The following is a 21463-nucleotide window of genomic DNA, read 5'->3' on the forward strand; positions in this document are numbered from 1 at the left end:
GAAAAGTGCCGGCCGATACCATCCAATCTACCCAGCCAGCGATACACATGTGGTAACTGTCTATTGGTCTAGACCATTTCACATCTTACACTCTGGCGTAATCCCCTGCCCTGCGCGACGTCCTTCCTGTGGCCTTGGGTCACACCTCCTCAAACTCGGAAACATTCTTTACGTATAATGCTTTAGGCGTCTTACGACCGTCTGTTCGGCCTCCCCAGCCCCTCCCTTTACTTCGAGCGTTCGCCCATCCTCATGTTTTTTGTTGATCTGCGCCGGCTGATTCTCTTGCTGGCTACTGCCAGCAGTCTGCTGACCATGGGCTACACCTTGTATGGAGCCTATTCAGCGGAGCGTTCCTTGCTGATCGAGCAAGCGCTGGAAAAGAACCGCGCCTACGCGCTGAAACTGGCCAGCAGCACCGATGCCTTCATCGCCAATTTGCAACAGCAACTTCGTTATAGCGCCAATGAACTCTCCCGCTCCCTGAATCAGGGCAACGAGCCCATGCTACGTGACGAGGTAAGGCGCCTGAAAGAACAAAACAATAGCTTTAACTCGGTTTTGATTCTGAATACCGAGGGCCGGGTTCTGGCCAATGCTCCTCAACAGCTCAACCTGCTTGGCACGACACTACGAGGGGAGGGCACAAAACTGGCACTGAAAACCAGGAAGCCCGTGGTCAGTCAGCCCTATCTGTCCGCAACCGGGCGCTTGCTGATCTTCCTGTCCCACCCGATTTTTGATGCGGAAGGCAATTACAAGGGCCTGGTAGGCGGTTCCATCTACCTGCACGAGCCCAATAGCCTGAACGCCTTACTAGGCGAGCACTTTTATCGTGATGGATCTTACATTTATGTGGTCGACCAGCACAAACGGCTGATTTTCCACCGTGACGTCGCCCGGATTGGCGAAGTCATACACGGCAACCCGGCCATTGACGCTGTCAGCCAGGGCGAGAGTAGCGCTCTATCCCTGCGCAACGTGAAAGGTGTAGACATGCTGGCCGGTTTTGCGCCCAGCAACGATGTGAAATGGGGCGTTGTGGTGCAAAGTCCCACCAAAGTGGTGCTGGATGAATTAACGGTCCTGCTGGGCAAGGTGCTGCGCAATTCCATCCCCTTTTTCCTGGCGGTGCAGATCCTGATCTGGATGTTGGCCATGCTGATCGCCAAACCCTTGCGACAACTGGCTCGCCAGGCTCCGCATCTGGACTCAGCCAAGGCCAGTTCGCGCATCGAGCAAGTTCACGCCTGGTATTTTGAGTCCCGCCAGATCAAGCTGGCCATGTTGCTGGGCTTGCAGCGTGTGAATCGCAAAATGGGCGTCATGGATGTGGAGCGCAATACCGACCCGCTGACCGGGCTGAACAACCGCCGAGGCATGGCTGTTGTGCTGCAACAATGGAAAGAAACGGACACCCCCTTTTCCGTGCTGACAGTGGATATTGACCACTTCAAACGCGTGAACGACACCTACGGGCACGATGTGGGCGATCTGGTGCTGAGCTTTCTGGCCGACACCATGCGGGCCTGCACCCGCGATACGGACCTGATCTGTCGGGTCGGGGGTGAAGAGTTCTGTATTTTCCTGCCCGATCAGGATGTAGACCAGGCCGTGCAACTGGCCGAGCGCCTGCGCATTTTGATCAGCGAAACCAATAGCCCAACTGGCTCACCCATTACGATTTCCATCGGGCTGGCACACTGGCCCTTGCATGCCCGAGAACACAGCACGGTGTTGAAACTGGCGGACGAAGCGCTTTACAAGGCCAAGCGCAATGGACGCAACCGCGTAGAAATTTGCGATCCTGCTGCCAGCGACGCTCAGAGCAGATCAGCTTAAAGACGACGCAAGACCTTGATACGCACATCCACCTGAAGATCCAGGCTCGTCAATTGACGAGCCTGCTCCAACCCTTGCGCGCTGGCTCGGAACAAATGTGGCGTCATCAAGAGCAGATCGGCAACTTTCTCTTGTGAATCAAGGCTGATCTGACAACGGACACGTTCAACAGCTTCCAGACTGAAACCGACCGGGGACTGCAAAGTCTCGTCCTTATCGGCTTTCAAGGTCGGATAAATAATGCGGCGCAGCTCCAGCAAATGGTCTGGGCCCGCTTCAACCTGCACCCAGATACCGCCCGGCTTCAGCGCACGCAAGAACTCCTCGGGCACGGCAAAACCAAACATGCACAGCAAGGCATCCAAAGCACCATCTGGCACGGGCAATTGTGCATTGCTACCCACCAGCCAACGTATGTCCGAGGAACTACGCGCCGCCGCCATGACAGCCCACTTGGAAATATCCAGACCAATCAGGGCCAACTGCCCATCCTGATCCTGCTGACGCAAATAACGCGGGTAATAGCCTTCGCCGCAGCCCGCATCCAGACAGGCATAAGGCGCCTCCCCTTCCAGGCCATCTATCAAGGCACGCCACACGCCAGCGGCGATAGGCTCGTACACCCCGGACCCCAGATAACGACGCCGCGCCGCCACCATGTCCTTGCTGTCGCCCGGATCACGTGAACGCTTGTTTTGTACAGGAAGCAGATTGATATAGCCCTGGCTGGCCGTATCGAAACAATGGCCCGAGGGGCAGCGCCAGCTGGGAGCCTCAAACGAGAGCGGCAAGCCGTCCAAAGGACAGCACAGTTTCTCGAACAGGGGCGGGGAAAGGTCAGACATGAATGAGTCGCTCTACGGCCACCGTGGCCAAGGCGATAGTGTAGCGCCCCGGCCTGTCTGTGCCGGGGCTCAGGATGAATTTACGACTCGGTCGCAAAGGCCAGCGCGTCGCGCAGCAAGGCCTCAATCAGGGGTTGAATGTTGCGGGCAGCCTCTTCCTTGTACTCAAAGGGCCACTGCTCTTCCATATAGCAGCACTGTGCCATTTCCAGCTGCACAGCATGGATGTTCTGCTCGGGACGTCCATAGTGGCGGGTAATGTAGCCACCTTTGAAACGACCATTCAACACGCTGCTGTAATCTTTGTTGGCCGAGGCGGTTTTCATCAGACGTTCGCTCAAGGCTGGATCGCAACTCTGACCATTGGCGGTCCCGAAATTCAGATCCGGCAGACGGCCTTCAAAAAAGCGCGGCACGACCGAACGAATCGAATGCGCATCCCACAGGACCACACGGCCATGCAGGGCCAGCAAACGCGTCAGCTCTTCTTCCAGCTTCTGGTGATACGGCAACCAGATGGTCTCGCGACGCTGGGCAACCTCACGCTCGTCCGGTTCCTGGCCAGGCTGGTAGATGGGTTCATCGCCAAACGTGTCCACGGGACACAGGCTGGTGACGCTTTGACCGGGATACAGGCTGGCATTGTCAGGCGGGCGGTTCTGATCCACCACAAACCGCGAATACGTCGCCACCAGCACGGACGCACCTAATTTTTGGGCGCACTCATACAAGCGTGGAATATGCCAATCCGTATCCGGCACCTGACGCGCTGACTCCGTAAAACGCGCCAGCAAGTCCGAAGGCACGTAGGTGCCCGAGTGGGGCATGGAAATCAACAAGGGGGCAGTGCCCGGATAAAACTCAAAGGCAGCAGGTACGGTCATGGCAGACTCCAGTCTGTTTCAGCACACAATCAAGAAGGAATAGGATACAGATCACCCCGGCGGTGCTGCCAGGCCGGAAGTGATTCACGCATGCGCTGCACGCGAGCGGGGTCCAGATCGGCGCAAATATAGCCTGGATGATCAGGCATACAGGCCAATACGGTGCCCCAAGGGTCAATAATCATGCTGCGACCCAAGCACGGCATGGCAGGACCGGGACCGCCGATCTGCGCGGCGGCCAGCACGTAACACTGATTTTCAATGGCTCGGGCGCGCAACAGCACTTCCCAGTGGTCACGGCCGGTATGCACATTAAAGGCGGCAGGCACTACCAGCACATTCGCGCCACGGGCACGCAAGGTACGGAACAGCTCGGCAAAGCGCATGTCATAGCAAATGCTCAGACCCAGATTCAGATCCCCGACCTGCACATTTTGCAGACGCTGGCCGTGGCAGAAATCGTCGGACTCGCGGTATTCCAGACCGTTCACCACCGCATCGTACAAATGCACTTTGCGGTATTGCGCCACGATTTCACCCTCTGGTGAAAACGTCACGCTCGTGTTGCCCAGGCGATGATCATCAGGACGGCGCTCGTGCATGGAACCCAGATGAATCCAGGCACCGGTGCGGCGCGCCAGGCTGGCCATGTGATCGGTCACCAGACCCGGAATGGGCGTGGCATTTTGCTGCAACCATTCCGTATCACCACGTACATCGCTGTACTCGGGAGTCACAATCAGTTGTGCGCCGTCTTTGGCAGCGGCCAGCACCCAATGTTCCAGCTGGTCCAGATTGGTTTGGCGGTCGCGGCCGCTATCCAATTGAACCAGGGCAACACGTGTCGTAGACATACTTTTATCCTTTCGGACCGGCTCAATACTGCAAGGCGCGGGCCGTTTCCAAGGCCAGACGGGACAAGACACCCGCTCCCTGGCCACCGTATAAAGAGGTGCTGGTGCGGCCATCGGTAAAGCCATCGGCCATCACGGCCAGCACCACACTGCGTTCGCCCATCGTCAAGATACCGGCATCGTGACGCAAGCCGGGCAAGGAGCCGGTCTTGTGAGCCAGTTGGGCGATAGAAGGCAAAATTGCCGCAAAGTGACCTCGTTCACGCTGATCCGCCAGCATGTCCAGCCCCTGCTGACGCAGGCTTTCCGGCAGGGCAGGCGAATGCAATAGATACAGCAAGGTCGAGCAGGCATCCTGAACGGTCGTCCAGTTGTCTTTACCGGCCTCGCGCGCCTTCATGTCCATCATGTGGCGCTGCAAATCCGTATGCTGCAAACCGGCCTGGGCGCTCCAGGCGTTGATGTTATCCATGCCCAGCAAGTCGATCAGGGCATTGGTGGCGACGTTATCGCTCAGGATAATCATCAGCAGGGCCAGCTCGCGCAGGCTCAGGCTGGGCACGCCGGGCAGCTGGCTCAAGATGCCAGTGCCAGGGGTACGGTCGCCCTCGGGCAGAGGGTAAACCGTATCCAGCGACAGCTTGCCCTGAGCAACTTGCTCGAGCAGGCACAGGAGCATGGGCGTTTTGATCAGGCTGGCCGAGGGCATGACGCGCTGCGCATGCCACTCGAACAAGGAGGTACCGTCGGTAGCGTAGACCGCCATCGAAATACGGGCGGACTCCTGGGTCAGCAAAGGCTCCAGTCGTTCCTGCAGGCGCTCACGAACCAGTGGCGCATCCAGCAACTCGCTTCCTAAGGTAAACATACACACTCTCCTTCAGTACTCAGACCAAAATCATGAACAGACCGGCGAACATCAACAAGTTGATGATCATGACCGCCCAGCCGTTATACAACATGTATTTGAGCTGAGTGGATCGCGCCAGGCCCATCTGGCCGAACATGTCCGAAGAGGGGAAAGGACCAAACCAGTCAATCTGCGAGCTGCCCAGAATAACGGCAGCGGTAGCTGCAGGGCCCACACCAGCCGCAGCCAGAACGGGGCCAAAAATCTTGGCGGTAAAAGTCATCTGCGCGACGGCCGCACCCGGTATGTGACCGACCACGTTAAAGGCCACAATCAACATGCACAGCACAGCGCCACTAATACCCACCAGATACGGTTGTACCGAGTCCAGCAAGGCGTGGTAGGCGTTCAGCTGATCCACCAGCACCAGCACCGGGTTGAACAGCCAGAACAGGAAGAAAATCCAGATCAGCTTGCCCGCACCGGCATACATGGCCTGCAAAATTTCACGTGGGTTCATACCACCGGCCAGACCGGTTGCCGCACCCAGAGACACCATCACGATAATGGCGTAAGCAAAGCCGGCCTTGGAGGCGATACCCACCGCAGCCAGACCCACGATGGTGATGCAGAAAGCCCAGGCAGCGCGCACAGCCTTGGGCGAAGCCTTGGCATTCACGTCAAAAGCAGCCTGACCTTGCGAGGCTTCTTCGTACTGGAAATAGTCCTTGGTCATCTTCTGAATGCGACCGGACATGAACCAGCCGGTCAGCAAGGTCGCCGCTGCCATGGGCAAGCCAGCAACCAGCAGGTAATCGGTGTAGCTCAGACCGGTCAGACCCGTCACGGTCACCACGTTAGGGGTGAATGGGCCCAGCACCAGACCGGCGGAACCGGCACTTTGGAACAAGGCAGCCACAGCGGGAGGGGACAGACGCACGGCCGCGGCAATTGGAATCACCACCGCAGCAATAATGGCGTTACCGCCAGCCAGCGTACCCAGAGCGCCACAGATCAAGGTGGAGGCCACCATGATGCCCAGACGCACACGCACCGGATTGGACAAGCCAATACGCTTCACAATGGCTCGCACCAATTGCTCGGCGGCACCCGTACGGGCAGCCACTTCACCCACCCCGGCGCCCAGCACAATAATCAAACCCACCACGGCAATGAACGAGCCCAGGGACTCGGCCAGCAGTTTGCCCATGGCAATGGGCGTCGTACTGGTCATGATGGCACCCAATACAATCGCACCAATCGTGGCCAGAACAATATCCACACCCAACAAGGCGATAAGCGCAAACACCACTACCGGCGTCAAGCCCCACAGGGAGCTTTCACCCGGCATGTAAAAGTGGGTGTACAAGGCAATCGCCATGCCAATTAAAAACACCACCATGGCAGCATTGCGCTTGCCCGTTGGCATTTGTTGCTGAATGACACTCATGTCGTCTCCTTAACGATCCTTCCTGGCCAGTTTTCAAAAACCGGCCTGCATGTGATGCAATCGCCCTGCCCTGGTTGACCGCCCCAGGTCACAGCGACTGTTTTCTTGTCCGACGCGCCGCTTATAGCGGGATAATCGGCGCATCCAGGCTTTGTGCCTGAGCGGCAAAGGCGCGATCAAGCACCTGGCCGGGCCGCTGCTCCGGGGCAACAGGATGAACCTGTACGCCATTCACAAACACGGTCTGCACACCTTGAGACGGTAAGGTGGGCTCTTCCCAAGTGGCGCAATCTTGCACCGTTTCGGGATTAAACACCACCAGATCCGCCCAGGCGCCGACTTGCAACACGCCGCGGTTTTCCAGCCCGAAGACCGAGGCAGGCATGGCGGTCATTTTGGCAACCGCCTGCTCCAGGGACATCAGGCCATCTTCGCGTACGTACCGCCCTAAAATGCGCGTGAAACTCCCCCACAAACGAGGGTGGGGATGCGCATCCGCAGGCAATCCGTCCGAGCCCACCATGCAACATGGGTGGCTGAAAATGCGCTGGACTTCTTTCTCGTCCATCGCAAAATAAATCGCGCCAGCAGGCAGCAAACGCCGTGCGGCAGTTTCCCGGTCGCAGCCCCACTGCTCGGCAATCTCGGCCAGATACAGGCCATTGCACTCGGGGTGAGGCTCGGACCAGGTAATACGAATCTGGTCTATGGTGTGGGCGCGCGCGGGGATCAGGATCGTGGAGCTGCCCGAATAGGGATAAATATCCAGGGTGGCCTGCACGCCATCGGCGCGGGCCCGATCAATATTGGCCAAGGTATGGCTGCTGCGGCCCCAGTTGGCCGGCATCATGCACTTGTGGTGCGACACCAGGGTGGCGCACTGCGTCTGGCGGCCTACCGCCAGCACTTCTTCTACCGACTCCTGCACCGTGTCGCCTTCATTGCGAATATGGCTGGTGTGCAAGGAGCCCTTGGAAGCGGCAACACGGGCCAGACCTTCCAGTTCGGCCGGCTCGGCCATGCAGCCGGGCTCGTAAGCCAGGCCGGTACTAAAGCCCACGGCGCCTTCTTCCAAGGCCTTGGCCAGCAAGGCTTCCATGGCCTTTTGTTCATCGGCATTCGGCTGGGACAAGGGGTCCTGCATCACGGCCATGCGCAGATTCGCGTGACCGACCAGAGCCGCCACGTTGATCATGGGCTTGAGCTTGCGCACGGCTTGCACGTACTGCGCCATGTCTGCAAACAAGGGAGAATCGCCCAGCAAGGCCAAAGCCGCTGCCGAGTTGCCAGGCAAAGGAGCCGGGAAAGCGCTGACGCCACAATTGCCGACCACAACCGTCGTAATGCCCTGGCTGGTTTTCCAGTCCAGAACAGGCCGCTCGATGAACATCAAATCATCATGGCCGTGAGTATCAATAAATCCAGGAGCCACCACATGGCCGCTGGCGTCCACCGATTGATCGGCGTGCCAGGCGCTCAAGTCGCCCACGGCGACAATCCGTCCTTCTCGAATACCCACATCACCACGCCAACGCGGGGTGGCCAAGCCATCAATAATCCAGCCATTGCTGATCTTGACGTCCAGCCTGCGGTCGTCTGTCTGCATCTACGTCTCCACTAACCCTCCCACAAAAAGGGGAGTTGACCGCATTATCCAAAGGTATTATTAATATGAAAAATTGTTTAAGTTAATTGATTAATCAGAAAATGATATGGACAGACTTCCCAAGCACATCACGCTCAAGCACTTGAACGCGTTTGTCGCCGTGGCCCAGGAGGCCAGTTTCACCCATGCCGCGCGTCGTCTTTTTCAAACACAATCCTCGGTCACGGGCCTGATCCAGCAGTTGGAAGTTGCCCTGAATACCACCTTGTTCAACCGCACCAGTCGGCGTGTATCCCTGACGCCTATTGGTCAGGAGTTCCTGCCGCGCATCACCCGCCTGCTGGCAGATTTTGATGGCGCCATCAGCGATGTCATGCGTTATGGGGAATTGAAAAGCGGGCGGGTCAGTGTGGCCGCAGCGCCGTCGGCCATTACGGATTTGATAGCACCGGCAGCCGCCAATTTCTCCCAGCAGCATCCGGCGGTCCGTCTGTATTTACGGGATGACAACTCGGGACGCATTCAACGCCAGATCGTGGCCGGGGAGATCGACTTTGGTCTGACCAGTCCCTGGGCGGATGTCCAAGGGCTGGACAGTCAACCCTTGCTGGAAGACCAGTTTGGCGTGCTCTATCGCAGCGACGACAAGCTGATCAAACCGGATGCCAACAACACGGTCAGTTGGTCTGCTCTGAATGAGCGCAAGCTGGTGGGCGTCGTAGACGAAACCGGCATCATGGCAGTGCTGCAGTCCCGACCGGACCTGCCCATCGAAACCTCGGCCCCGTTTTATGAAGCGTCCAGCACCACCTCGCAAGCAGCGCTGGTGCAAAGTGGTCTGGCCATTGCCCTGCTGCCCGCCTTGGCTGCACAACGGGTCTTGATGCCCGGTCTGAGCTTCTCCTTGCTGCAGGCCCCCACGCTGGTCCGTACCTTGTGTCTAATGTTTCACCAAGAACATGACTTGACGCCCGCGGCAGCGGCATTGGTCGATGAGGTGCGAGCCTACGTGAAAAAAGCTCCTTTACCGCCTGGATGCCGCGCTCTGTAAGCATGTGCAAATGTGGTGGGAGACAGGCTTGGGCTCAGTAACAATAAGGACGGCAAGTCGCGTCCCGTTTTCCTCGCGACTTGGCCCTGACTGCTCGACCCTTTCCCTTCGATAGACGAACAGCAAAGCTGGACGTAGAATCGCCTCCAAGCCTCGCCTGATCACAATGCCGTCATGCCAGTGCTCCTTCTCTGGGATCGACAGCACAAGGGCGAACCTGCAGGTCATTGTCCTGCTCTCCAGGAGAAGCCATATGACGCAGTCCTCCGCGGCATCCAGCAACGCCAAGCCGCTTCACATTGACGACATTACCGTCGTAGACAACAGCAAACTTAAAAAAGCCGTAACCGCCGCTGCCTTGGGCAACGCCATGGAATGGTTTGACTTTGGCGTTTACGGCTTTGTGGCCGCCACCTTGGGTAAAGTCTTTTTCCCCGATGCCTCTCCCGCAGTACAAACCATTGCAGCCCTGGGTACCTTCTCGGTGCCCTTTTTGGTGCGGCCTCTGGGAGGTGTGTTCTTTGGACTGATGGGGGACAAGTTCGGTCGTCAGAAAGTGCTGTCCCTGACCATTATCATCATGGCCATCAGCACCTTCCTGATCGGCCTGATTCCCTCTTATCTATCCATCGGCATCTGGGCACCCATTTTGCTGCTGCTGTGCAAGCTGGCCCAAGGCTTTTCCGTAGGCGGTGAATACACTGGCGCGGCAGTTTTTGTGGCCGAATACGCGCCCGACCGGCAGCGCGGGTTCCTGGGTAGCTGGCTGGACTTTGGCTCTATCGCGGGCTTTGTTCTGGGCGCCGGTTTGGTCGTGCTGCTGCAAACGTCCCTGACCGAAGAGACCTTCCAGGATTGGGGCTGGCGCATTCCTTTCCTGATTGCCGGTCCACTGGGTATTTTGGGCTTGTACCTGCGCCATGCCGCTGAAGAGACTCCCGCCTTTACCGAGCAACTGGAAAAGATGGAGAAAGAAGACCGCGCCGCCCTGACAGAGCGCCCCACGGTTTCCTTTGGCGAGATATTCTCCAAGTACCGCAAAGCCCTGCTGATTTGTATTGGCATGGTGCTGGTCACCAACATCACCTATTACATGTTGCTGACCTATATGCCTACCTATCTGTCCAGCAGCCTGGGCTATGCCGAAGAACATGGTGTCTTCATTATTGTGGTGGTGATGATAGGGATGCTGTTCGTGCAACCGGTGGTAGGTTTTGTCAGCGACAAGATAGGTCGCAAACCCTTTCTGATGGCCGGTAGTCTGGGCCTGCTGATCTTTGCGATTCCCGCCTTTCACTTTATTGGTAGCGACAGCAATGTGCAGATCTTCCTGGGGCTGCTGATTCTGGCCGTTTTACTGAACTGCCTGACCGGGGTCATGGCCTCTACCCTGCCCGCCCTGTTCCCGACCCGGCTACGTTACAGCGCCTTGGCCGCCTCCTTTAACATCGCCATCATTGTGGCGGGCCTGACGCCTACAGTTGCGGCCTGGCTGGTGGAGCAGACCAACAACTTGCTGGTGCCTGCCTACTATTTGATGTTTGCCAGCGTCATCGGCTTGATTACCGCCCTGTTCCTGCCCGAAACGGCGAACCGCCCCTTGCGCGGCGATACACCTACCGCCTCCAACCGCAAGGAAGCCAAGGAACTGCTGCAAGAAGCGTATGACCACATCGAACAAAGCGTGCAAGATGTGGAAGAAGCCATTGCCAAGGCCGAGGAAGAACTGGAAGCCTTGAAGCAAAAACGCCAGCGTCTGGTGGACCGCCACCCCGAGCTGGATTAATGAAACAGTCCTCTCTATATAGAGGGTAGGTGCTGTCGGATGGGGGGCCTGAACCGCCCCCTGCAACTTTCACAGCGGCAACGCCAAACCGCTTGTTCCCGTAGAAAAAGCCTGAATCTGCTTCAAGTCAGATTCAGGATTTTTTGTGGCGGCTCAGGATTCAAACAAGAATCCTCCAAGCCATCGTTCAGAGCACGGTATTAAACCGTCAAACCGCCCGACACTTCCAGCGTCGTGCCATTGATGAAGCTGGCTTCATCCGAGGCCAAAAACGCATACACATTGGCGATCTCTTCAGGCTTGCCCATGCGGCGCAACCAACAATGATCACGAAAGCCTTGCAGCACTTTTTCGGGGATGGTTTTCAGGATGTCTGTTTCGATAAAACCGGGACAGACGGCATTGACGCGTATCCCCTTGGGGCCCAACTCCCTGGCCCAGGTTTTGGTAAAGCCTATCACCCCGAACTTGCTGGCCGCGTAATTGGTTTGACCATAATTGCCGTACAAACCCACCACGCTGGAAGCATTGAGAATGGAACCGCTTTCCTGCTCCAGCATCACCGCGGCCACGGCCTGAGTGAAGTTGAAAACCGCTTTCAGGTTCACATCAATCACATCATCAAATTGCTGCTCGGTCATGCGTACCAGCTTGGCGTCCTTGGTGATCCCGGCATTGTTCACCAGCACATCAATGCGGCCAAACTTTTGCTTCACATCCGCCACCATAGCGTCAATCTGTGCACGGTCCGTCACATCCACGGTGTAGCCTACGGCGGTAACGCCATTACCACTTAAAGACTGCGCTGCTTGATTGACGGCATCCGCATTACGATCGCACAACACCACAATCGCCCCTTCCTGGGCAAACTTCCTGGCCGTTGCCAAACCAATTCCAGCTGCCGAACCGGTGACTATGGCCACTTTATCTTTCAATCGCATTCCAGCTACCTTTTAGAAATTGTTCAACGCTGTTGTGCAAACAAAAGGGCTTGACCGCAGCCGTACAGACCTTTTCCTGTGGACCTGCTTGCACCAGCACACTGTTTTGTACTCCGATCACAAGCAGACCGCCAGTCACGGTGGGCAAACTGTACACAGACACAATGGCCCCGAAAGGGGCCACTTGAACAGCGGGATAAGGGCGAAATACACATGCGCCATAGCCCTGCTCGGAAACCAGGACAGGCAGCCAGCAAACCACGGCCAGCGTCATCGCAATAGACGATCAGAACCAGCAGCCGTCAATGAAAATCAGTTGCTTGCCCATGGCAGATCCGGCGCAATCAAGGGCTTACCGTCATAGCCATGCACCACACCAAAGCGCTCATGGGCCGCACGCCAATCGCGTTGTGCCTGGCCGATCACGTCCTTGTTTTTACCAACAAAATTCCACCACAACACCAGTTCCTCGGTATACGGCTCGCCACCCAGCACAATGACTCGGCTGCCGGCGCTCAGACTCAAGCTCAACTGCGTCAGGCCACGGCCCACATAGGCCAATTCATTGGCCTCGAACTGCTCGGAGTGAATACCCAGGGTGCCTTGCACGACTAAAAAGCCATACTCAAACTCGGGGTTCAAATTCAGTCTCACTTCCCCAGCCTTGGAGCTGCTCAAATCCATCCCCACCATAGGCGAATACATTTTGCTGGGTGCCTGATGCTGTGCATAGGTACCGGCCAGCAGGGTAAAGTCGCACTCGCCCTCACGCCAATGAGGCAAGTCGGGATGGTGGTCAAAAGCGGGTTCACAGGTGGCGTCCTTGGACGGCAAGGCAATCCAGAGCTGAACCGCATGCAGCTTGTCCTCGCCGGGCAAAGACTCCTCGGTATGGCTGATACCGCGTCCCGCTGTCATCAAGTTCACCTGACCAGGCTTGACCACTTGCACATGGCCCAAGCTGTCACGGTGCAGAACCTCGCCCTGAATCATCCAGGTAAAGGTTTGCAGGCCAATATGTGGATGAGGGCCCACACGCAGGCCGGATCCCGACGTGAACACGGCGGGCCCTGCATGATCCAGGAAGCACCAGGCCCCCACCATACGCCGTTGCGAGGAAGGCAGAATCCGGCTGACGGTAATGCCCCCACCCACTTGTGCGCCGCGCCCGGCAACACGTTGAACATGTTTTTCGCCGTTGATGTCTTCGGGACAATCAAAGGATGAAGAGACTTCGGAACTGTGTGTACTCATGGGTCGAACTCCTGAAAACAGATCTGGGGGCTGGGTTTCAAACAGCCAAAAGCGCTGGCCACTCAAGTGACCAGCGCAGCGCCGAAGCGATTTACTTACCGGATGTGAACTTGGTGTGGCTATTGATCAAGTTGCGGTAGTCGGGGATATGGTTGGAGAACAAGGCACCCAGACCTTCCACGTCGTTACGCCAGTCGCGGTGCAGTTCGCAAGCCACGCCAAACCAGGTCATCAGTTGAGCACCGGCCGAAGACATGCGATCCCAGGCCGAGTGACGTGTCAGTTCGTTGAATGTGCCCGAGGCATCGGTGACCACGAACACATCAAAGCCTTCTTCCAAAGCCGACAGGGCCGGGAAAGCCACGCACACTTCAGTCACCACACCGGCAATGATCAGCTGCTTCTTGCCCGTTGCCTTGATGGCTTTGACGAATTCTTCGTTATCCCAGGCATTGATCTGACCAGGGCGAGCGATATAAGGCGCATCCGGGAAGGTTTCTTTCAGCTCCGGGACCAAAGGACCATTAGGGCCTTCTTCAAAACTGGTGGTCAGAATGGTGGGCAAGTTGAAGTACTTGGCCAGATCGGCCAGAGCCAGCACATTGTTCTTGAACTTGTCTGGATCAATGTCACGAACCAGGGACAGCAATCCGGTTTGGTGGTCAACCAGCAAAACAGCGGCTTGGTCTTTATCAAGACGTTTGTAGGGCGTAGTCATCTCAGTTTTCCTCAAAGGGGATTGAAAAGATCGGGTACCACAGGGTAGTACCCGGTACTGCCACAGCGCTGGTGGTATCGCGCTGCAAATTACGTATCAGGGCAGCCATCGGCCCTCTGTTCAAACTGCGAGGGCGGCTCACGCAGCCCCCCCAGCCTTGCACTACTACGATGCCGATCCCGATGCCATGGCACCAAAGCGGCCATTATTGAAGTCATCCATAGCCTGCAAGATCTCTTGCTTGCTATTCATGACGAAGGGGCCGTGTCTCACAATGGGCTCATCAATGGGTTCACCACTGATCAGCAGGACAACGGCGTCGTTATTGGCTTCCACGCTGAACTGGCTGCCTGTCCGATCCAGCACGACCAGTTGCCCTTCACGAGCCACGCTTTGACCATTGACCAGTACGGTGCCTTGCAGCACCACCAAGGCGGCTGTCCAGCCTTCAGGGCTTTCCAGCTCGGCAATACCACCCTGATTCAGACGCATATCCCATACATTCATGGGGGTAAAGGTCTTGGCAGGGCCAGCAGCACCATCCTTTTCACCGGCAATGACGCGCACCATGCCAGCAGCATCAGGCAGTGCGACCACAGGAATTTGCTGATCGGTAATGGCCTGATAGCCAGCGGGAGCACGCTTGTCTTTGGCAGGCAGGTTGACCCACAGCTGTACCATTTCCAAAGTGCCGCCAGAACGAGCAAAAGCGTCGGAGTGATACTCCTCGTGCAAGATGCCCGAGCCGGCCGTCATCCACTGCACATCACCGGGGCCGATCGTGCCGCCCTGACCCGTGGAGTCGTGGTGTGAAACCTCGCCCTTGTAGACGATGGTGACGGTTTCAAAACCCCGATGTGGGTGCTGGCCAACGCCGCGCTTGTGGTTGCTGGGAGCAAACTCGGCAGGGCCGGCATAGTCCAGCAGCAGGAAGGGGCTCAACTGTTTTGCGTGTGTGTGGTACGAAAACAGGGAGCGAACGGGGAAGCCGTCGCCCACCCAGTGAGGACGGGGAGCGCTATAGATACCAAGAATTTTCATCATGTCCATCTCCTTGTTTCAACATAAGAGACAGAATAAACTCGGGACAACGAAGCCAGTAGCCCCCTAAATCGGCCATCTATGTTCCATTTATGGAACGATAAAACTGCCATGCAAGATTTAAACGACTTGTACTTCTACGTTCAGATTGTGGATCACGGCGGCTTTGCCCCGGCCGGTCGCGCACTGGGTTTACCCAAATCCACGCTTAGCCGCAGGCTGGCTGCACTGGAAGAGCGCCTGGGAGTGCGGCTGATCCAGCGCTCCACCCGCCGCTTTACCGTGACCGAGATTGGCCAGACCTATTACGAGCACTGCAAGGCCATGCTGGTAGAGGCCGAAGCGGCACAGGCAGCCATCGAACTGACACGTGCCGAGCCGCGCGGTGTGGTGCGCCTCAGTTGCCCCATCACCTTACTGAACGCCCATGTCAGTGATATGTTGGCCGACTTCATGGTCAGCTACCCGCATGTCACGGTGCAATTGGATGCCACCAACCGGCGCGTGGACCTGATCGGGGAAGCGCTGGATATGGCGATCCGCGTGCGCCCGCCACCATTGCAAGACAGCGATCTGGTGATGCGTGTTCTGTCCGACCGCAGCCAATGTTTGATAGCCAGCCCGGAGCTGATTGCCAGCCACGGAATGCCCGGCTCACCCGCTGATCTGGCGGACTATCCCAGCCTGGCATTGGGGCTGCCACAACAAAGCCATACCTGGACCTTGTATGGTCCCGATGGCGCACAAGCCGTGCTGCATCACACGCCCCGCCTGATTACCACCGATATGACGGCCTTGCGCTGCGCAGCACTAAAAGGCGTTGGTGTGGTGCAGTTGCCTACCCTGGTAGTCTGCGATCAATTGGCCGACGGCTCTTTGGTGAAACTGATTCCGGACTGGGCTCCACGACGCGAAATCATTCATGCCGTGTTTTCCTCCCGCCGGGGGCAGATGCCAGCTGTGCGAGCATTGCTGGATTACCTCGTCGAACGCTACCAGCAGATGGATGAGGACTGACAGCAACCTTGCCAAGACACAAAGAAAAACGCCCTGCATATGCAGGGCGTTTTATAGTCCTGGGCAATCAAGCCAGGGGATCAGGCGCCGCCATTAAAGTCGCGAACTTGCTTTTCAGCTTCCTCACGCGCAATGCCGTAGCGCTCCTGAATTTTACCGACCAGATATTCGGTATTGCCTTCGGCAACATCAATATCGTCATTGGTCAGTTTTCCCCATTTGGCCTGAATCTTGCCAGACAACTGTTTCCATTTACCTTTGATCGTATCTTCATTCATAGTCGCTCTCCTGTTTCAACGGGAATTCACAATTAGGATTGATGACGGAACTTTTATTCCGGTTTTACTTTCAATCCCGACGAATCGACTTTCACAACGCCTTTCACACTTTCCGTTGCAGCAACGGCTTTCTTGTGCTCAATTTCACTGGGCACGGTACCGGTCAATGTTGCGACGCCATTATTGGTTTCAACAGAGATATCCGTGCTCTTCAAATCCTTGGTGCTGGCCAGATCAGCCTTGATCTTGGTGGTGATCCAGGTATCGCTGACGGCTTCGCCTGCGCTTGCCGAGTGATCCTGATTAACGGCTGGTTCATTAGCCATTGCACCGCTTTGCAGACCAAAACTCAAAGCAGTCGTCATCAACACACTGGATAGGATGGCGGATTTTTTCATATAAGTTCTCCAATATCAGAAAGGGAATTTTTAATTTAAAAACCCTTTATCCCTGCTATTAAAAGGAGTCCAAATCAATCAACAAAAATTTCGTTGTTTGCGATGGATGGTTCCACCGTAACATTCCCGACCAGGCTGAAAACTACAAAATGCTACAAGCAATTTCTTTATAAGTATTTTCTTCAAACTTCATACATCCCTATTCACCTCACTTATGGAAAGCGGCTTGTTTCAGGCCAATCCTGGCCATCATGCAGGCCAGACAAAATCCGCCCTGACACGCAGCACGGCTGGTTTCCATACGTTCCTGACGAAGAAACGGAGGCCCCTTTGAGGCGAAAAATTCTGGGCACGAACAGAGCAGTCAAGCAGAGCCTCGCTCACTGGATAGGAGCCGCTCAGGGCAGATACATAAAGTAAAAAATTTAGCAGGGCTGCTAACAAAACCACCGCCTTAACCGCGATGCTTGTCGCGCAAACACGCCCTCCGCAGCCGACAAGCGAAAAAAAGCCAGATCATCGAATTGATAATCTGGCCAAAATCAGAACAAGGTGCAGACTGCGCACTCTTACCCAAGCAACAAAGTCACTATCGATCAACGCAGATGATGCACCTCCTGCATCCCGTAAACCTGCACCGGCAAGCCAGCCTGACGCGCTTTAAGCTGCAAGGCCAGGTATTGGGAATAATGACGCGACTGATGCAAATTGCCGCCGTGGAACCACAAGTTCGGCTGTTGCGTTGGCTTCCACATATTGCGCTGCTCGCCCTCCCAGGGCCCTGGATCTTTGGTGGTTTCCGAACCCAGACCCCAGCACTTGCCTACCCTATCCGCCATTTCCTGGCCTGCCAGATCGGCCACCCAGCCATTCATGGAACCGTAGCCCGTGGCATACACCACCAGGTCCGCAGGCAGTTCCGTGCCGTCTGTCAGTACCACAGCGTTCTCTGTCAGATGGCTGATGTCGGTCCGGGACTTCAGCTTGATGCTGCCATCAATAATCAGTTCGCAAGCGCCCACATCGATGTAATAACCCGAAGCACGACGCAGATACTTCATGAACAAACCGGAGCCATCGTCACCCCAATCCAGCATGAAGCCTGCCTCCTCCAGCTTCTGATAGAACTGTGCATCGCGCTCGCGGATCTTGTCGTACACAGGGATCTGGAAGTCCGCCATGATGCGGTACGGCAGAGAGGCAAAGAGCAAATCTGCCTTGCGCGTGGTGACTCCCGATGCCAGTGCCCGTTCAGAATACAGATCTCCCAAGCCGATCTCCATCAAGGAGTCGGATCGCACAATATGCGTGGACGAACGCTGCACCATGGTGACATCCGCCCCCGCCTCCCACAGCGCCGCGCAAATATCGTGCGCCGAGTTATTGGCCCCGATCACCACTACTTTCTTGCCCGCATATGCTTCTGGTCCGGGATGCTGCGAGGAGTGCTGCTGTTCGCCCTTGAACACATCCTGCCCCTTTATGCTGGGCACGTTTGCCTTGCCGGACATGCCCGTAGCAAAGACCAATTGCTGTGGCCGTAACGTCATGGGCTTGCCATCACGTTCGATCTCCACCTCCCAGGTCTGGCTGGACTCGTCGTAGCGCACCTTCTTGCATACGGTGCTGCTCCAGTAATTCAGCTCCATCACCTTGACGTACATTTCCAGCCAGTCGCCAATCTTGTCCTTGGGTGCAAAGACAGGCCAGTTATCGGGGAAAGGCATGTAAGGCAGGTGGTCGTACCAGACGGGGTCGTGCAGGCACAGCGACTTGTAGCGTTTGCGCCAGCTATCGCCAGGGCGGGCATGTTGATCAATGATGAGCGCGGGTACGTTCAACTGCCGCAGGCGCGCGCCCAGCGCAATACCACCCTGCCCGCCGCCGATCACCAGCACATAGGGCTGCTCGGTCGTGCCCAACTCAGCCTGCTCCTGTTGACGACGTTCCTGCCAGGTCTGACGCCCACGGCGAATGCCATGCTCGGCCCCCATGGGGCGGCGCACACCCAAAGGCTCCTCGTGCCCTTTCAATTCCGACATGGTGGTCAGGAAGGTCCAGATCTTCCCGTCCTTGACCCGAATATGGCCGTAGCCACGCGCCAGGTCAGTTTCCACACGAAACCAGCCCTCCACCAGACCTTGGCCGTCGTCACTGACCGGCTCGGCACTGTCGCGCTCGAACCTGGCTGACACGGCGCCTTGTTGCTGCTGCGTCAGCATGTCGCGGATCTGGTCGCGCCCTTCCATGGTTCGGATATTCCAGGTGAACATGACCAGATCACGCCAAAAACATTCTTCGGCAAACAGGGCTGCCGCATCGTCCGGTGCATTGCTGGCAAGCGCATGGGTCAGCTGTTCAAGAACCGTGTCCAACTGTCGCGCAGACGGCTGCAGTTGCTGCTGTGTTTGCATGATTTGTCTCCATATCGTTTTAATGTTGCGCCGGGCTTTTGTTGCCCAGCTATGGAGTACATAGCAAACACCGTGCCAAACCGGGAGTGGCTTGTTTTAAAGGGGCGCTGCCTGTTTTAAGGCGGTGAAACTGTGCCAGCGGTGACACAGGTGGTGCATCAGGTGTCGCAACCTGTGCCAGAGGGCGACTCTTGGCGAGCTACGCCTGCCCGTTTGATATAACGATGCAAGGTGGACCGGCTGATACCCAACTGCCGGGCCGCTGCACTCACGTTATCGCCACAGGCCTGCAAAACCTGCTGCCAGGACGACTCTCCGGCAGAGACGGCTGCGGCCGTTGGGCTGCCTGTAGATGTGGCCAGACGCCGCTCTCGCAAGGCCTCCGGCAAATCCTGCACCTCAATGCAGGAACCTTCCGCCAAGGCCAATGCCAGCACCAGCGCATTGTCCAGCTCGCGTAAATTACCCGGCCACTCGTAGGCTTGCAGCGCTTGCCAGGCCTCGGGAGACAAACCGGGCACATCGCCTTTATTACGCCGATGCAATATCTGCTGCACCAACCATTCCAGATCACTACGCTGACGCAAAGCGGGCAAGGCCAGCACTGCCGCATTCAAGCGATACAGCAAATCCGCACGAAAGCGGCCTTGCTCTACCAAGGCACTTAAATCATGGTGGCTGGCTGAAATCACACGCAGGTCCACGCGCTTGCTTGTGCGTGCGCCCAAAGGCATCACCTCGGATTCGGCCAGCACACGCAGTAAACGGCTTTGCAGGGCCAGCGGCATATCGCCGATCTCGTCCAGGAACAGGGTGCCTCCATCAGCCGCCTCGATCAAACCCGCACGGCCCCGTGCAGCACCGCCGGTGTACGTACCGGCCAGATAGCCAAACAATTCGCTTTCAATCAGGCTCTCGGGCAAGGCCGCACAATTGACGGCCACAAAATTCCCGCCACGACCGCTGGCCGTGTGAATCGCACGTGCCAAATACTCTTTGCCCGAACCTGTTTCGCCCTGCAACAACACCGGCATTTCCCGCGTTGCCAAACGCGCGGCTTTCAATAGCATGGACTGCATGGCCGCATCTGTGCCTGCCAAACCTCGCAAGGCCTGTGGCAAGGCGGCATCCACGGCTGCCCCATCCATCCCCACAGACCGGTTGCTCAACACACGTCGGGGTTCAATGGCATGGGCAAACAGCACACTGCCATCACGTGCCATAACGACACGCTCCTGCGTGGGGCGGTAACGCATCAAGGTAGGCAACTGGTCCACTTCCAGATGCAGAAAGCGCATCAAGCTCTGCCCCAACAAGCCCGCAGGATTACGCCAATCCACCCCCGCCGCCCGCGCCAGAATGCGAGCACCCGTATGCGTCATGCCCTTGATACGGCCGGAGCCATCAATCGCAATAGCCGCTTCCGGATCAATATCCAGAAACTCCGGCGACTGCGACAAGCATAAAATCCATTCCTGACGGTGACAGGCCATCAAATTGGCCAGCTCAATACGGCGGGTCGCCGCATTGGCAAGGTGCAGGGCCAAACCTTGGCTGGCCTTGGCCTGCGGCGACTGCAGCAAGGATAAATCCAGCACCGCAGCCAGCTCGCCGTCGTAATGATAGATAGGCGCCGCCGTGCAGGACAGGGGCGCATGCATATGATCGAAATGATCGTTTTGATGAATGGTCAGGGCCTCGCCCGTGTGCAGACAAGTGCCCACCGCGCACGTTCCCGCGCGCTCTTCAGACCATTCCGAGCCCATATACAGACCGGCCTGCCGCAAGGCATCACGCTGTCCATCCGAGCCCAGGAAATCAACCGTGACGCCCTTGTTATCGGACAGCAGCAACACGTAATTCAGCCCGGAGACCTGCTGATAAAGCCGCTCCAGCCCGGAGCGCGCAATATTGATCAGGGCTTCGGACTGCTGACGATGCTCGCGCAATTGGGAGTCCGGCACGATATAGGCCTCGCAAGCCTGCGCCGGGTCCAGTCTGTGATGCTCAATGCATCGTCTCCAGCTGTGGACCACAGCCTGATCGCGCCGGGACAGGCTGCCCTGCCAAACAGCCGTGATCTCTTGGACGTGTGCCACATGTGAAGACTGCATCAGACCTCATCCCGAAAATAGGCCAAGCCCCGGGCGGGCGTGGCCTATCTTTCAGTGTGCCGCCATGCTTAGCCGCCGTACATGGAGGTTTTCCTTGAGATGCGGTGCAGCAAGCTCGCC

Annotated in this window: 18 protein-coding genes; 4 read left to right on the forward strand and 14 right to left on the reverse strand. The window is 57.0% G+C overall.

Annotated elements, in window-relative coordinates; genetic code table 11:
- Positions 1-252 precede the first annotated feature (252 nt).
- Complete coding sequence (locus tag NBV64_RS17850) at positions 253-1842, forward strand: sensor domain-containing diguanylate cyclase (RefSeq protein WP_250756271.1); 1590 nt, start codon at positions 253-255, stop codon at positions 1840-1842.
- Here the strand turns inward: NBV64_RS17850 and NBV64_RS17855 are convergent.
- From NBV64_RS17855 to NBV64_RS17880, 6 genes are all read right to left on the reverse strand, one after another.
- Positions 1839-2687 (reverse strand): putative RNA methyltransferase, encoded by an 849-nt coding sequence (locus tag NBV64_RS17855; protein ID WP_250756272.1) that lies wholly within the window; start codon positions 2685-2687, stop codon positions 1839-1841. The two genes, NBV64_RS17850 and NBV64_RS17855, sit on opposite strands and share 4 nt — an antisense overlap.
- Before the next feature lie 80 nt (positions 2688-2767).
- A complete protein-coding gene (gene hutG / locus NBV64_RS17860) occupies positions 2768-3571 on the reverse strand; it encodes an N-formylglutamate deformylase (protein ID WP_009456846.1) in 804 nt (267 codons plus the stop codon).
- A gap of 29 nt (positions 3572-3600) precedes the next feature.
- The gene (locus NBV64_RS17865) at positions 3601-4425 is read right to left on the reverse strand and encodes a carbon-nitrogen hydrolase family protein (protein WP_009456848.1); all 825 of its coding nucleotides are present in this window, start codon (positions 4423-4425) and stop codon (positions 3601-3603) included.
- 22 nt (positions 4426-4447) lie between these two features.
- The gene (locus NBV64_RS17870) at positions 4448-5293 is read right to left on the reverse strand and encodes a serine hydrolase (protein ID WP_009456850.1); all 846 of its coding nucleotides are present in this window, start codon (positions 5291-5293) and stop codon (positions 4448-4450) included.
- Between the two features lie 19 nt (positions 5294-5312).
- The gene (locus NBV64_RS17875) at positions 5313-6725 is read right to left on the reverse strand and encodes a gluconate:proton symporter (RefSeq protein WP_022983649.1); all 1413 of its coding nucleotides are present in this window, start codon (positions 6723-6725) and stop codon (positions 5313-5315) included.
- 121 nt (positions 6726-6846) lie between these two features.
- Positions 6847-8331 (reverse strand): N-acyl-D-amino-acid deacylase family protein, encoded by a 1485-nt coding sequence (locus NBV64_RS17880; protein ID WP_009456854.1) that lies wholly within the window; start codon positions 8329-8331, stop codon positions 6847-6849.
- A 106-nt stretch (positions 8332-8437) separates the two neighbouring features.
- Between NBV64_RS17880 and NBV64_RS17885 the strand changes: the two genes are divergently transcribed.
- Together NBV64_RS17885 and proP are read left to right on the forward strand one after the other, a co-directional pair.
- Positions 8438-9382, forward strand: coding sequence for a LysR family transcriptional regulator (locus NBV64_RS17885; protein ID WP_026483606.1), 945 nt, complete (start codon positions 8438-8440; stop codon positions 9380-9382).
- Positions 9383-9635: 253 nt separating this feature from the next.
- Positions 9636-11168, forward strand: a complete 1533-nt coding sequence (proP, locus tag NBV64_RS17890; protein WP_022983652.1) for a glycine betaine/L-proline transporter ProP — start codon at positions 9636-9638, stop codon at positions 11166-11168.
- Positions 11169-11368: 200 nt separating this feature from the next.
- Here proP and fabG read toward each other — a convergent pair whose 3' ends face one another.
- From fabG to NBV64_RS17910, 4 genes are all read right to left on the reverse strand, one after another.
- Positions 11369-12109: a 3-oxoacyl-ACP reductase FabG gene (gene fabG / locus NBV64_RS17895; protein WP_009456856.1), complete on the reverse strand. Its 741-nt coding sequence runs from the start codon at positions 12107-12109 to the stop codon at positions 11369-11371.
- Between the two features lie 312 nt (positions 12110-12421).
- Complete coding sequence (locus NBV64_RS17900) at positions 12422-13363, reverse strand: pirin family protein (protein ID WP_250756273.1); 942 nt, start codon at positions 13361-13363, stop codon at positions 12422-12424.
- 91 nt (positions 13364-13454) lie between these two features.
- A complete protein-coding gene (ycaC, locus tag NBV64_RS17905; protein WP_009456862.1) occupies positions 13455-14081 on the reverse strand; it encodes an isochorismate family cysteine hydrolase YcaC in 627 nt (208 codons plus the stop codon).
- A 165-nt stretch (positions 14082-14246) separates the two neighbouring features.
- Positions 14247-15125, reverse strand: a complete 879-nt coding sequence (locus NBV64_RS17910) for a pirin family protein (protein ID WP_250756274.1) — start codon at positions 15123-15125, stop codon at positions 14247-14249.
- A 108-nt stretch (positions 15126-15233) separates the two neighbouring features.
- Here NBV64_RS17910 and NBV64_RS17915 point away from each other — a divergent pair, with 108 nt between their 5' ends.
- Positions 15234-16139: a LysR family transcriptional regulator gene (locus NBV64_RS17915; protein WP_250756275.1), complete on the forward strand. Its 906-nt coding sequence runs from the start codon at positions 15234-15236 to the stop codon at positions 16137-16139.
- Positions 16140-16219: 80 nt separating this feature from the next.
- Here NBV64_RS17915 and NBV64_RS17920 read toward each other — a convergent pair whose 3' ends face one another.
- The 4 genes from NBV64_RS17920 to NBV64_RS17935 form a co-directional block, all read right to left on the reverse strand.
- A complete protein-coding gene (locus NBV64_RS17920) occupies positions 16220-16417 on the reverse strand; it encodes a CsbD family protein (protein ID WP_009456875.1) in 198 nt (65 codons plus the stop codon).
- Between the two features lie 53 nt (positions 16418-16470).
- On the reverse strand, positions 16471-16815 hold the full coding sequence (locus NBV64_RS17925; RefSeq protein ID WP_009456877.1) for a BON domain-containing protein: 345 nt from the start codon (positions 16813-16815) through the stop codon (positions 16471-16473).
- 596 nt (positions 16816-17411) lie between these two features.
- The gene (locus NBV64_RS17930) at positions 17412-19229 is read right to left on the reverse strand and encodes an NAD(P)/FAD-dependent oxidoreductase (RefSeq protein ID WP_250756276.1); all 1818 of its coding nucleotides are present in this window, start codon (positions 19227-19229) and stop codon (positions 17412-17414) included.
- A 158-nt stretch (positions 19230-19387) separates the two neighbouring features.
- Complete coding sequence (locus tag NBV64_RS17935; protein ID WP_250756277.1) at positions 19388-21343, reverse strand: sigma-54-dependent Fis family transcriptional regulator; 1956 nt, start codon at positions 21341-21343, stop codon at positions 19388-19390.
- Positions 21344-21463 lie beyond the last annotated feature (120 nt).

Source organism: Alcaligenes sp. DN25, assembly GCF_023674485.1.
In the GTDB taxonomy this organism is placed as follows: domain Bacteria; phylum Pseudomonadota; class Gammaproteobacteria; order Burkholderiales; family Burkholderiaceae_B; genus Alcaligenes; species Alcaligenes phenolicus.

Coding starts and splice junctions, on each gene's coding strand:
- NBV64_RS17850 (WP_250756271.1), top strand. CDS start 253: ATGTTTTTTGTTGATCTGCGCCGGCTGATTCTCTTGCTGGCTACTGCC.
- NBV64_RS17855 (WP_250756272.1), bottom strand. CDS start 2,687: ATGTCTGACCTTTCCCCGCCCCTGTTCGAGAAACTGTGCTGTCCTTTG.
- hutG (WP_009456846.1), bottom strand. CDS start 3,571: ATGACCGTACCTGCTGCCTTTGAGTTTTATCCGGGCACTGCCCCCTTG.
- NBV64_RS17865 (WP_009456848.1), bottom strand. CDS start 4,425: ATGTCTACGACACGTGTTGCCCTGGTTCAATTGGATAGCGGCCGCGAC.
- NBV64_RS17870 (WP_009456850.1), bottom strand. CDS start 5,293: ATGTTTACCTTAGGAAGCGAGTTGCTGGATGCGCCACTGGTTCGTGAG.
- NBV64_RS17875 (WP_022983649.1), bottom strand. CDS start 6,725: ATGAGTGTCATTCAGCAACAAATGCCAACGGGCAAGCGCAATGCTGCC.
- NBV64_RS17880 (WP_009456854.1), bottom strand. CDS start 8,331: ATGCAGACAGACGACCGCAGGCTGGACGTCAAGATCAGCAATGGCTGG.
- NBV64_RS17885 (WP_026483606.1), top strand. CDS start 8,438: ATGGACAGACTTCCCAAGCACATCACGCTCAAGCACTTGAACGCGTTT.
- proP (WP_022983652.1), top strand. CDS start 9,636: ATGACGCAGTCCTCCGCGGCATCCAGCAACGCCAAGCCGCTTCACATT.
- fabG (WP_009456856.1), bottom strand. CDS start 12,109: ATGCGATTGAAAGATAAAGTGGCCATAGTCACCGGTTCGGCAGCTGGA.
- NBV64_RS17900 (WP_250756273.1), bottom strand. CDS start 13,363: ATGAGTACACACAGTTCCGAAGTCTCTTCATCCTTTGATTGTCCCGAA.
- ycaC (WP_009456862.1), bottom strand. CDS start 14,081: ATGACTACGCCCTACAAACGTCTTGATAAAGACCAAGCCGCTGTTTTG.
- NBV64_RS17910 (WP_250756274.1), bottom strand. CDS start 15,125: ATGATGAAAATTCTTGGTATCTATAGCGCTCCCCGTCCTCACTGGGTG.
- NBV64_RS17915 (WP_250756275.1), top strand. CDS start 15,234: ATGCAAGATTTAAACGACTTGTACTTCTACGTTCAGATTGTGGATCAC.
- NBV64_RS17920 (WP_009456875.1), bottom strand. CDS start 16,417: ATGAATGAAGATACGATCAAAGGTAAATGGAAACAGTTGTCTGGCAAG.
- NBV64_RS17925 (WP_009456877.1), bottom strand. CDS start 16,815: ATGAAAAAATCCGCCATCCTATCCAGTGTGTTGATGACGACTGCTTTG.
- NBV64_RS17930 (WP_250756276.1), bottom strand. CDS start 19,229: ATGCAAACACAGCAGCAACTGCAGCCGTCTGCGCGACAGTTGGACACG.
- NBV64_RS17935 (WP_250756277.1), bottom strand. CDS start 21,343: ATGCAGTCTTCACATGTGGCACACGTCCAAGAGATCACGGCTGTTTGG.